Origin of the sequence: Chryseobacterium culicis (assembly GCF_900108365.1) — a bacterium.
GTDB lineage: Bacteria > Bacteroidota > Bacteroidia > Flavobacteriales > Weeksellaceae > Chryseobacterium > Chryseobacterium culicis.
Genome location: NZ_FNWQ01000002.1, coordinates 64,083 through 76,940, shown reverse-complemented (window position 1 = coordinate 76,940; position 12,858 = coordinate 64,083). Strand labels below are relative to the sequence as shown.

At 37.4% G+C, this 12,858-nt stretch carries 11 protein-coding genes; 6 read left to right on the top strand and 5 right to left on the bottom strand.

The window, feature by feature from the left end:
• Positions 1 to 26 precede the first annotated feature (26 nt).
• From BLW74_RS06675 to BLW74_RS06655, 5 genes are all read right to left on the bottom strand, one after another.
• The gene (locus BLW74_RS06675; protein ID WP_089690858.1) at positions 27 to 974 is read right to left on the bottom strand and encodes an alpha/beta fold hydrolase; all 948 of its coding nucleotides are present in this window, start codon (positions 972 to 974) and stop codon (positions 27 to 29) included.
• A 178-nt stretch (positions 975 to 1,152) separates the two neighbouring features.
• A complete protein-coding gene (locus BLW74_RS06670) occupies positions 1,153 to 1,617 on the bottom strand; it encodes a hypothetical protein (protein ID WP_089690856.1) in 465 nt (154 codons plus the stop codon).
• Between the two features lie 82 nt (positions 1,618 to 1,699).
• Complete coding sequence (locus tag BLW74_RS06665) at positions 1,700 to 2,098, bottom strand: ACT domain-containing protein (protein ID WP_089690854.1); 399 nt, start codon at positions 2,096 to 2,098, stop codon at positions 1,700 to 1,702.
• Positions 2,099 to 2,558: 460 nt separating this feature from the next.
• The gene (locus BLW74_RS06660; protein WP_089690852.1) at positions 2,559 to 3,212 is read right to left on the bottom strand and encodes a response regulator transcription factor; all 654 of its coding nucleotides are present in this window, start codon (positions 3,210 to 3,212) and stop codon (positions 2,559 to 2,561) included.
• Positions 3,190 to 4,923 (bottom strand): sensor histidine kinase, encoded by a 1,734-nt coding sequence (locus tag BLW74_RS06655; protein WP_089690849.1) that lies wholly within the window; start codon positions 4,921 to 4,923, stop codon positions 3,190 to 3,192. The genes BLW74_RS06660 and BLW74_RS06655 overlap by 23 nt, the downstream gene beginning before the upstream one ends.
• Positions 4,924 to 5,744: 821 nt before the next feature.
• Here BLW74_RS06655 and BLW74_RS06645 point away from each other — a divergent pair.
• The 6 genes from BLW74_RS06645 (at position 5,745) to BLW74_RS06620 (ending at position 12,682) form a co-directional block, all read left to right on the top strand.
• Positions 5,745 to 6,530: a hypothetical protein gene (locus tag BLW74_RS06645; RefSeq protein ID WP_089690845.1), complete on the top strand. Its 786-nt coding sequence runs from the start codon at positions 5,745 to 5,747 to the stop codon at positions 6,528 to 6,530.
• A gap of 235 nt (positions 6,531 to 6,765) precedes the next feature.
• On the top strand, positions 6,766 to 7,905 hold the full coding sequence (locus BLW74_RS06640; RefSeq protein WP_089690843.1) for a vWA domain-containing protein: 1,140 nt from the start codon (positions 6,766 to 6,768) through the stop codon (positions 7,903 to 7,905).
• 54 nt (positions 7,906 to 7,959) lie between these two features.
• Entirely contained in the window at positions 7,960 to 9,414 is a 1,455-nt protein-coding gene (locus BLW74_RS06635; RefSeq protein WP_089690841.1) for a sigma 54-interacting transcriptional regulator, read from the top strand.
• A 183-nt stretch (positions 9,415 to 9,597) separates the two neighbouring features.
• Positions 9,598 to 10,422, top strand: a complete 825-nt coding sequence (locus BLW74_RS06630; protein ID WP_089690839.1) for an AraC family transcriptional regulator — start codon at positions 9,598 to 9,600, stop codon at positions 10,420 to 10,422.
• 68 nt (positions 10,423 to 10,490) lie between these two features.
• Positions 10,491 to 11,612 (top strand): agmatine deiminase family protein, encoded by a 1,122-nt coding sequence (locus BLW74_RS06625; protein WP_089690837.1) that lies wholly within the window; start codon positions 10,491 to 10,493, stop codon positions 11,610 to 11,612.
• 128 nt (positions 11,613 to 11,740) lie between these two features.
• The gene (locus BLW74_RS06620; RefSeq protein WP_089690835.1) at positions 11,741 to 12,682 is read left to right on the top strand and encodes a 3',5'-cyclic-nucleotide phosphodiesterase; all 942 of its coding nucleotides are present in this window, start codon (positions 11,741 to 11,743) and stop codon (positions 12,680 to 12,682) included.
• The last annotated feature ends 176 nt before the right edge of the window (positions 12,683 to 12,858 follow it).

The following is a 12,858-nucleotide window of genomic DNA, read 5'->3' as shown; positions in this document are numbered from 1 at the left end:
TGAACAGGGTTGATATAACTTTCAAATTATTTACCAAGGAATTCAATGGCTTTTGCTACAAAAACATCATGGTACTGATAAAAGGAAGCATGCCCTGAATCCGGGAAAATCACCAGTTCTGCATGGTCTAAATGCTGTGCCATATTCTTGGCATTCTGAACAGACACAGGAAGGTCATTCTCTCCATGAACAATCAATACCGGATTTTTAATTTGTTTAATTTCCGTAAGCGCATCAGCATTGGGCTGGGCCCAGCTCAGAACAGCAGTAAATTGCGAATTGGAAGCCGCATCACTCAAAGGAAGATCTCTTTCTGCCGTACGAAGCTGAATTCTGGCATAAGATGCCTTTCCTTCTGCAGTACTTGGGGCAGATTCTGTAAATCCGAATTTCAAAAAGGAAGCCTCCGGACTCAATCCTGCTGTTCCGGCAATAATATCAGGCAGATTAGCTAATCCGATAGCTCCCTTCGGGCCGGTACCTGTCAAGATAACCTTATTAATCAGTGAAGGATGGGTAAGTACTATTCTCTGTGCGATAAAACCACCCATAGAAAATCCCATGATATTCACTTTATTCAGATTCATTGCTTTGATAAAATCAGCGGCATCATCTGCCATCGTCTGAATGGTGTTTGGGGTTGTTCCTTTGGAAGAAGAAACTCCTTTATTGTCGAAGATAATCACTTTATACTTTTTTGCCAATCCGTCTGTTACAGCAGGATCCCAATCATCCATTGATCCTCCGAGCCCGGGAAGAAGAACCAGGGGAATTCCGTCCTGGTTTCCTAAAATGCGATAGGCAACAGCATCTCCTTTAACGTTTATGAATTGGGTTTTGGCATTTTGATGATTTGTGTTTTGTGTCTCCTGCATCGTGGGAGGCTCATTTTCTTCCGTACAGGACATGGTGACTACGGTGAAAAGAGTTAGGCATAGTAAGCTAACGGCTGAGATTTTTCTGATTGTTTTCATTGTCGTTTATTTTTGTAAGATTATGGTGCAAACATAAAATACAAAAACAGGCGAAACACTCAAAAACAAGTGGAACAGGACATTTCGGCGGTTTAACCAGACAATTCAAAAACCGAAGAAAAAGAGATGATAACCTGCCTTAAAAATTTCAGGACAGCTTGGGTATCTTATTTCATCACTACTTCGTTTTCTTCATCATTCTCTCGATCTCAGCCTTATCCAGATAGAAATTGTCTGTCACAGAAATTCCATTTTCACTGATAATGGCACTCTTTGATACAAATTTCTTATCATTCCAGTTAAGAATATAAGTTCTGGTATTGGTCATATAATTATTTGTTTTTTCAGTGCCATCCGAGTTCATCGCAGTAATTCGGTTGAATTTGGCTTCATCCATAGCGATTGGTTCGTTATTATATAGATATATCATTCTGTATTCCAAGATACAGCCATAATATTTCATCGCATATTCGTTGCAGTTCTCTTCTCTCAGCTTTATACTTTGGGATAATAACTCGTTGATTTTTTCAATTTTCGTCCTGTCATCATTACCGAGATGATCAAACTTTATTTGTTCTATCAGCGACTGCCCCAGGCACAACTGAAAAGCTACGGCAAAAAAAAGAATAAAAAAATTCTTCATAATGGAATGACTTAAAATTAAAAAAGGCGTAGGTTAAGTGTAACCATAAAGTTAAAAATTAAACTTAAGGTATTAGCTTACATTAATTACTTTTTAAAGTATAAAGAGCTTCCATTGCCTTTTCAGCATCTTTTTTCGCTATAAAAATATGATCGTGAAAGTAAGCCGCCACTACATTACAGCTGATGTTTTCTTTTTTAAGCACATTGGCGAAAGCAGCAGTAAGTCCTACGGCTTCGAGAGATGAGTGAATATTCAAAGTGATCCAAGATGAAATATAGCTGTACTCTAAAGACCAGCTATCTGCCATACTTTTTTCTAAAACAATGGTAACGGCTTCAGCTTCTCGAAAGAAAAAAAGGATGTTTTCTATATCCGGAACCTCATTTAGTTTTTCAACGGTGCAAAAAACATATTCACCGGCATTCAGTACCGGTTCCATATTCTGAAGCAAAATGCTTAAATCTTTTTCTCCTGACATATTTTTTTGTTGCAAATCTAAGATATAGATCACGGTATCTGTTTATCAAATGATAAAAAACAAAGAAGGAGGCAGACTGCCTCCTTTTTGTTGTACTCGTAACCTATCAACTGAACCTCACTATATGTGTTTGTGTTTTTTTCATTTGGTTTTTAAGAAGTCTTGTTTACAGGGTTATTCATACACTTCTAATTTTTCATCAATTGCTTTTTTCCATCATTTGCATTCTTATAACTATCTGCGGACAGCTATAATCCTTTGTGTTTTTCGTGAAACTTTTAAAATCAAAACCATTATTTCTCATTGGCTTTTTCATTACTTAAATTTCACAGTACAAAGGAACAACATTACGGAATAAAATCTTCTATAAAACCTATCGATACATCTCGATTGCCGTATCGACATTTATCTATAAACGATATTTTGATGATAAGAAGTGTACAATCCTGTTAAGATTTCTCTATAGTTTATGGTGTGTTTTGACAAGTTCTATAAGCTCTACCATGTTTTCTATCTTCAGTTTTTCAAAGATATTTTTTTTGATGGTGCTTACTGTATTCTGTTTGATATTCAGCTCATTAGAGATTTCAAGATTTCCGTACCCATCGGCATATAGCTCTGCTATTTCCATTTCTCTCTTGGTTAAACTCATAAGAGGACTTATCAGGTTAGGATTATGAACCAACTGTACCATCAGGTTTCTCAGATGTTCAGAAAAATATTCTCCCTTCTCTATAAAAGTTGTTATAGCACTCTTTACCTCTTCCTCTTCGCTCAGTTTACTCAGGTAGCCATTAGCACCTGCCTTCACAAATTTAAGGCCATGCAGATCCTCTTCTAACCCTGTGAAGACTAAAATCTTAATATCGGGATTGATACTTCTCATCTGAGGCAGAATATGAAGACTGTTTCCATCCGGGAAATGGGCATCAATAATTACCATTTCTACCTGTTTTGATTCTATCAGCTCCAATACCTGATTTAAGGCTGATGTCTGGTAAACTATAGCCTCAGGCACAATATCGCTGATCACAATTTCCATACCCTGACGTACAATGCTGTGATCGTCTGCCAGCAGAAATATAATTTCTTTATTTTGATTTGATATTTCCATTATTATTAATATTTAAATTAATTCTGAATGTCACTTTAGTTCCTTTATGCAATTTACTTTCCACTGATATATTACCATCAAAAAGTTCTACAATTTCTTTTACGAGATTAAGCCCCAGCCCGGCTCCCAGATTATCCACCTCATCAGACACCATACCCTGATAGTAAGGGTCAAAAATTTTACCAAGATCAGATTCTGATATCCCTACTCCCGTATCTCCTACTGAGGTAATCAGACAGATTTTATTTTCCCCTGCCGGTTCGGTATTCATCACAAGATCTATTTGTCCGTTTTCGGTAAACTTATTGGCATTTCCCAATATATTCATGAAAATCTGGTTGATTCTGATATTATCGGAAAATACATCTACATTCTCCGGAATTCTGTCTGTTACCAAAAATCTGTTGTTTCTTGTTTCCAGATAAGGAGTTATTACTTTTACAATAGAGCTGATTTCTTCTTTAAGGTTAAAATTAGATTGTATAAGTTCCTTTTCAGCATTTTCATTCTTGGTATATTCCAAAATCTGATTGGACTGCAGCAGCAAAGTACTGTTTGTAAATTTTATGGATTTAAGATAATCTTTTATTGTTTCATCCTTTGTTGTTCTGTGGATCTTATCTATAAATATATTGATAATCTTCAGCGGAGATCTTAAATCATGGCTCAGCATTCCCAGAATTCTGTTTTTGAAGTTAAGATTCTTTTTGATTTCTTTATTGGCGGCATTCAGCTTTTGTTCATAGATAAACGCCATTCTTGTAAAGTACATAATCAGAATGGAAACAATAAACATCAGTATCATAAGCCCCAATACCAGATTTGTTCGGATTTGGTTATTGGCAGAGCTCTGTTCGTTATACTCCTTCTCAAGTTCTTTTTTAAAGTCGTTTATTGCATTTTCGTAAACATCTATCAGGCTGTTACTGTATACCAGCAACTTACTGAAATTACTGTAAAACTGTAAATTTTTCTTTTGATTTTGAGCGGCAAGCTGCTGCATTTTCTTTACTTCCGCCACATAATGCTGATCCATAGATCGTATGGTGTTGTCCATTTTGGATTTTACCTGGGAAATATCTATGGTTTTGTTGTTGGTCATCGTAATCACCGTACTTTCCTTCTGAACATCCACTTTACCTGTTACGGCATCTTTTAAACGTCCGAGGAAGCCTTTTTTCTTAACGGTATCTGCATAGGTACGGGTCTGGATTTTGAAATCTTCAAAGTCATTTTTATACTTTGCAGGTTCAAATGGCTCATTTTCAATATTAGAAGGCGGATTGAGGGAATTCTTGTAGACAGAATCGATCAGTGTTTCAAGTTTTACGGGCTTGTTGGCATCCTGGCGGTAAGCGTCCAGACTTTTTTTCAGTTTTGGGCTTGTGTTTTCATATTCTCCAATCTTATCAAAATTGATTTTAAGTTTTCTCAGCGACTGAAAATAAAGCTGCAGATCATCATTATTCTGAGTAGCCATATATTTTTGCAAATAATCCTGTGCGGCCCTAAAATCTTTCCGCGAATTATCCGTTAACCCTCCCAATGCCCGGCTTTCTTCCAGCTGATCTTTAATAAATTTCAGCTTCTTTCCATTAACAAATTCGTTATAAAAAAATATGGCAATGATTACTTGTATTAACAAAATACAAAGGATCATTGAATAATGAACAACTTTTCTCAATTTGAAATTTAAGAATTTCTTTTTCATATCTGTTTATCAGTTAAATTAATTCTCAGACATCATAGGTCTATTTGATATTAATTTTCAACAATATACCATTATTTTCAGTAATTCTGCAATAGCTGTATATCATTCATTTGGCAAAGTTAAAGTAATTTTTGTCTTCTTGTAATAATGAATATTTGATAAATCCCATAAATATTAATTTTATTTTATATTAAAACGCTTTGTTATCCCTCAGTTTTCTTTGCGTAAACTCATTTTATTAGATCAATTGCAAAAAGTTGAGGTTCAGCAAAATATTCTTTTTCTCTCTGTTTTAGTACAAATAGTAAACAATTACTCAAAAAAGAATACTGCGTAACCATAAGCGACCATTGGAGACACGCACTCCACGCAACACCAGAAGTATCCCTTAAAAAATTGCACAGGTTTTTATTTATTTTTGCCATAACAGTTACTATACTAAATGATGTTCCGGCATTGTTCCGGAGACCGATATCGCTTAGGCTCAAAAATCATGCAATTCCATGAACGCTTACCATTATTCTTTAACAATTGATACAAATTAAATATAATTACCCGCACAACTATAATCAGCTAAAAAACAAACAAATATAAATTGACCACATCATAAATGATGTATGTATGCTGTAGAAGTGATGTATTTCACAACAGCATGAATAATAAACAGTGCTGTAATAAAGTTGTATTTTTGATGTAGGTAAAATCTGAGAATTAATCTTTTTTGTTCTTAAAATTGCATCTGTAAATTTAATTATCGAATAACACAGATGGCCCCTCGGTCATAATATGAAATTTGAATAATTTTAAAAGACACTAAACTGATGAAAAAATTAATTCTTCCCTTAGCATTATTGGGGTACACACTTACGTACGCCCAGGTCGGAATTCAAACTTCCACCCCGCAAAAAACATTACACGTAAACGGATCTTTACAGGTAGTCAATGAACTTAACGTTGGAGGAAACGCTTCTACAGCAGGCACCGCAGGTACGGCAGGTCAGGTTCTTACTTCTAATGGTCCGGGAGCAGCTCCTACCTGGAATACAAGTCCGGCAGGAAATTATTTACCTACCGATACCGGAACCGTACTGGTGTTGAACGGACAACCCTCAGTAGCGGATGAAATTACGGTTTCTTTATCTAAAGATATCCCTTTATTTACAGCTACCAATGGACTTAATATTCCTTTTGCCCTTCAATACTTGACGTCGGAAATCATTGATAATAAAAATACTTTTACAGGTCTTGCCACCACCAACACCTTTACAGTTCAAACTGACGGTATCTATATCATATCTATGAATTTTTCTGTACAAAGTACAGCGGGAGTATCCACCGGAAACCTTCGTTTTGGTATTGTAGATGCTGTAACCAGTAACTGGGTTACCTACTCTCTTCAGACCTTACCATCATTACAGGCAGGTGATTTGATTAATTTATCCAGTGAAAGAGCGGCTCACCTGGTTCCCGGTGTAACTTATCAATTTGCAGCAGTACGAAATCAGGGAGCATCTGGAACCCTTACCATGAGAGGTACTGAAGCCACTGATAATACCAATAATCTGCCGTTGCCAATATCGTTGTTCTCCGTAAAGCGTATCAAATAACCGGGGTTAAATGTAAAACGTAAACATTCAAAACAAATTTTAATATTTTAGAAGACTCTCCGTAAGATTACGGGGAGTCTTTGTTTTTAAAGCGGGTAAGATGAAATTTAGAAAACAATTATTCTATTACTATATAACCATCATTAGTATTTTCTATTTTTCTAAGGGAATCTTAAAATGATATTTTCCTAACTTTTCAGTTTGAAAAAGGAATAGCAAAACAGCTTAACATCTTATGAAAGATAAAAATTTTAACCCTCATAGAGGTTTTGTATTCAGTAAGCATGTGCCGGAAGAAATATCTCATTTTGACCGGGTCTTTGATGTTTTCAAAGACTTGTTTACGCACACCTCAGGAGATCTTGAGGAAGCCTTCGAGTGGCTTGATATGCTGGACAAGGAATATGATATCTTCAGTGATGAATATACACTTCAGGATTTTGAAGAAGATTTGAAAAAGAGAGGTTATATCAAAGAGGAAGATCCTGAAGAAGGCAATACAGGAAGCGGAAAAGGAAAAAATATTTTAACACCCAAACTGGAAGCAGCACTTCGTGAGTATGCTCTGGATCAGATATTTGGGAAACTGAAAAAAAACGGAGCAGGAAATCACCGCACCAACAAAACAGGAATCGGTGATGAACGCGATGGTGAAAACCGTTCTTTCCAGTATGGAGATGATCTGGCAGCCGTAAACATGACGGAAAGCTTGAAGAATGCACAGATTAACAACGGAATCTCAGATCTGCGATTAACTGAAGAAGATCTTATTGTAGAGGAAACCAAGCATAAGGCACAGATGAGCACCGTGCTGATGATCGACATCAGCCACTCTATGATCCTGTACGGTGAAGACCGTATTACCCCGGCTAAAAAAGTGGCAATGGCCCTTGTGGAAATGATTAAACGGAAATACCCCAAAGATTCCATAGATATCATTGTGTTTGGAAATGAAGCCTGGCCCATCAAAATCAAAGACCTTCCCTATCTCAAGGTAGGCCCTTATCATACCAATACTGTGGCAGGACTTGAGCTGGCCATGGATATTCTCCGCAGAAAAAGAAATACCAACAAGCAGATTTTCATGATTACAGATGGAAAACCAAGCTGTATTCAGCTGCCGAGCGGGGAATTCTATATGAACAGCTTCGGACTGGATGAAAAAATTGTGAACCAATGCCTCAACAGAGCTGCACAGGCCAGAAAACTGAAAATCCCAATCACTACTTTTATGATTGCACAAGATCCGTACCTGCGTCAGTTTGTAGAAGAATTTACGGCTCAAAACAAAGGAAAAGCTTTCCTGACCGGACTTTCAGGCTTAGGGCAGATGATTTTTGAAGATTACGAGAAAAACAGAATAAGAAGAATATAATGACCAGATTTTCAGCCTTAAACTGAAATCTTACCTAATTAGTAATACAAGAAAATGAAAAACGATATTACATTCAAAGAATTAAAAGACTCCGGTTACACCCATAAAACGATTAATGAGGAAATCCAAGCGAACCTCATTGCGAGGATTAAAGCTAAAGAGCCTGTTTTCGAAGGACTTTGGGGCTACGAAGATACTGTTGTTCCCCAGTTAAAAAAAGCAATTCTTGCCGGTCACCACATCAATCTGCTGGGATTGCGCGGTCAGGCCAAAACAAGAATTGCAAGAAGTATGGTTAATCTTCTTGACGAATATATGCCTATCGTAAAAGGTTCAGAGATTAATGACAGTCCATTTCAGCCTATCTCAAAATTTGCCAAGGATCTTATTGAAGAATTAGGAGATGATACCCCTATTTCATGGGTACACCGCTCTCACCGTTTCTATGAAAAATTAGCAACTCCGGATGTAAACGTAGCTGATCTGATCGGAGATATAGACCCTATCAAAGCTGCTACCTTAAAGCTGCCGTATTCTGATGAGCGTGTTTTACATTACGGAATGATTCCGCGTGCCAACCGTTCTATTTTTGTTTTGAATGAATTGCCCGATCTGCAGGCAAGAATTCAGGTTTCCCTGTTTAATATTCTGCAGGAAGGAGATATTCAGATCCGTGGATTCCAGCTGAGAATGCCGCTGGATATTCAGTTCGTATTCACAGCCAATCCGGAAGACTATACCAACAGAGGAAGTATTGTAACCCCTCTGAAAGATAGAATCGGGTCACAGATTTTCACCCATTATCCGAAAACTATAGCTCTTGCCAGACAGATAACCGAGCAGGAAGCATTGATTTCTCCTGAAGATAAAGCACAGATACAGATTCCTGATCTGGCAAAAAACCTGCTGGAAGAAGTCGCTTTTGCAGCACGTATCAGTGAATATGTAGATGCGAAAAGCGGAGTGAGTGCCCGTCTTACCATCAGCGCGATGGAGAATTTAGTGGCAGCCGCCAAATTGCGTTTGATTGAATCCGGTGAACAAAAGACAACGGTCCGTCTGCTGGATTTTATGTCCATCATTCCATCCATCACAGGAAAAATTGAACTGGTGTATGAAGGCGAGCAGGAAGGCGCAGATTATGTCGCTAAAATCTTAATTGACAAGGCGGTAATGACGCAATTTGAAAGTATATTCCCACGCATTTCCAAACTGGAAAAAGAAGGAATCAAAACACCGTATACAGACCTGATCAGATGGTTCAATAAAAATCATCTGGAGCTGAATTACAATGATACGGATGAAGAATTTTACGCTAAACTGGATAAGATAGAACCTTTAGAAACCGTTGTTGCGGAAAATGCTTCAGATTTGAGTAAAGAAGATCAGAACTTCTGTAAAGAACTTGTGCTATGGGCCTTAACCATAAGCAATAAAATCGACAAGTCTGAAAATCAGAATGCTTTTACTTTTGATTCGCCCGGTATTGGCCAGTTCTTGCGTAATTAATCGAATTCCGACCTATTCAATAACAAACCTTCAGATAAGCTCTGAAGGTTTTGTGTTTTTTGAAACAGTATTTTCATCTTTTAAAAGTTTAAAAACATCACAAGGATAATCCAGAAACACCTTTTTATTTCTTTTATTTGTAATTTTATTCTGTGCTAATTATTTCGGAAAATTTCAAAAGGTATGGAAGACCACCTGAATTGTATTTACAGAGTTATAAGTTTCATAGAAAAGAATTATGACCAGCCTGTTTCCGTAAAAGAACTGGAAGATATTTCCCATTATTCTTACCGAAATATTCAACGTATCTTTAAGTACAGCTGTGGAGAAACAATAGGTGCTTTTCAGCAAAGATTAAAGGTAGAAAATGCCTATAAAAGGATTCTTTACACCCATGAAAGTCTCACCTCCATTGCCATTGAAGTAGGTTTTGCCAATATTGCTTCCTTTTCAAAAGCATTTAAACAGCATTTCGGGATTTCTCCTAAAGCAGCAAAATTAAGTAAGGAAAAACTTCTCTGCGAAGAGATGATTATTCCTGTAACATCTGATATACTGCTGGAACCTGAGATCATCTATCTTAAACCATTGCAGGTGTACTACCAAAGTGTTAAAACCTATTATAACAACGAAGAAATTGAAGTACTCTGGGAAAAATTCATGAAAAATGAATTTCCGGAGCCCGGAACAGAATATTACGGCGTTATAGCAGATGAACCCTTAATCAGAACGGAAATCAACTGCAGGTATGATGCATGTGCTTCGGAACCTTCTGCCCTCAAAAAGCTCCCTTCAAAAACAATACTCGGAGGCAGGTATGCCCGCTTTATCCATACGGGAAGTTATCAAACAATAGATGAAACCTATACCAAAATCTATTCGCGCTGGATCTTGAATTCAGATCTTGAATTTTCGCACACTCCTATTATAGAAAAGTATGAAAGGTACGCAGCACATGAAGATGGCGAGAAAGAACAGCTGACGTATATTTTAGTGCCATTGAGGTAAGTTGGCAATTTGGGACAACTTTAAAATTTTCTGCGGATCTACTTTTGCCTTGTTAAAATAAATCAGTTATGCAAAAAAAGAAAATCATGTCCCTTTTATTTCCTGCTCTTGTACTTTCATGTTCACAGACAGATGTACCGGAACCTCCGGAAACCACAAATCCCGGGACTGCTGTTTACAAGATGCCGGAAGAATCTGCAAAACACGAAGGAACCTGGCTGCAATGGCCCCATCAGTATCAGTACGGAACCACTTACCGTAACCGTCTGGATGCAACCTGGGTAGCAATGACCAAAGAACTTGTACAAAGTGAAAAAGTTCACATTATTGCTTATGATGAAACCGAAAAAGACCGTATTACAGCGCTTTTAAACAGTGCCGGAGTTCCCCTAACCCATATCAATTTTAAAATGTACCCGACCGATGATTTCTGGGTAAGAGATAACGGGCCGATCTATGTGAAAGATCAGAATGGCCAGTTATTCATTCAGGATTGGGGATTTAACGGCTGGGGAAATAAGGCCGGTTACAGCCAATGTAATGCGATTCCTTCCAAAATAGCAGCTGACACTAATATTCCGAAGATCAATCTCAATTCAGTGATGATTAATGAAGGCGGAAGTGTGGAAATTGATGGAAACGGAGTATTAATGGCCTGCAAAAGTTCCATTCTTAACAACAACAGAAACCCGGGAATGACTCAGCAGGAAGCAGAAGCGATATTTACGAAAAATTTAGGGGTAACGAAATTTATCTGGCTGAATGGGAAGGCTGGTCTTGATATTACAGACATGCATATTGACGGTTTTGCAAGGTTTGCCAACCCTTCTACTATTATTACTATGAGTCCTGATGATTTGGCTTACTGGCAAGTTCCTGATAATGATATTGATAAATTATATGATGCCACCACCAAAAGCGGAGCAGCTTATCAGTTTGTAAAAGTACCCCTAACAAGAAATGATGTGATCACCACTTACGGGAAAAATGTGGGCCGTGCTTCTTATATCAATTACTATATTGCCAACAACCGTGTATTGGTTCCGAATTACAATGACCCGAACGATGTGGTTGCCAATAACATCATTCAGCAGCTCTACCCTGGTAAACAAGTGGTCGGAATTGACTGCCGCAATCTGTTTGCCAATGGCGGTATGGTACATTGTGTAACCCAACAACAGCCTCAGTAAATAATTTTAAAAAGAAAGCCTGCTTATTTCCAGCAGGCTTTACTGATATAGACAATGCCGGTCGGAAAAAAATAGCGTAAATTTGCTCTGTCCATCTTTGTAAGAGATGGTTTTCTATTGTAAGTATTATGAAAAAAACAGCACTTTCTTTATTCGTTCTTCTCAATATTGTTTGTAAAGCACAAAATTTTGATGTTATTCCCTTGGGAATATATGGTGGTGAGCAGGAAGACAATTTGTCTGCCTATCTGGTAGGCGCTCCAAAGGACAATGCCTTTCTATGTCTTGATGCAGGTACTGTAAATACAGGAATCCGGAAAGCAATTGAAATGAAAAGCCTCCAGGGATCAGCAGAAACAGTTCTGAAGGATCAGATAAAAGGATATTTTGTATCACATGGCCACCTGGATCATTTATCCGGGCTTATCATCAATTCTCCGGCAGATTCCAAGAAAGATATTTTTGCTATTGCTCCCGTAATTCAGATTTTGCAGAATCATTATTTTATCACAGATACATGGATCAATTTTGCAGATCAGGGACAAAAGCCTATCCTCGGAAAATACCATTATAATGAACTTCAGGAAGGAACGGAAATTCCCGCACCTAAAACTCCATTCTTTATAACCGGATATGAACTGAGCCACGTCAATCCCTATAAAAGCAGTGCTGCACTGGTAAGAAGAGAAGATCACTATCTGCTTTATCTGGGAGATACCGGTGCAGACCGCATTGAAAAATCTGACCGTCTTGATCACCTTTGGAACACAATCGCTCCACTTGTTAAAAAAAGACAGCTAAATACGATATTAATTGAAGTTTCTTTCCCCAACAGCCAGCCTGAACATTTGCTGTTCGGACACCTTACCCCTAACCTGCTGATTGAGGAGCTGAGTAAGCTGAAAGAAAAAACCGGGCAAAACAGTCTTGCGGGACTTAACATTGTGGTTACCCACAGAAAACCCACAGGTGATAATCCCGAATTGATTAAAAAGGAATTACTGAAAAACAATCCTCTCAAAGTAAATTTTGTCTTCCCTGAACAAGGTAAAAAGATCAGTTTACCATAACAATACACGAAAAGATGAAGCGAAAAATGCTTCATCTTTTTAATTTCAACTCCTTCCATAATAGTATAAAAATAGCAGAAATAAATTTGAACTATTAAAAATCAACACTTTAAATATAATACACTGAAATTTATTGATTTTTTTATTGTCTAATCAATTTATCATCGTAATATTGC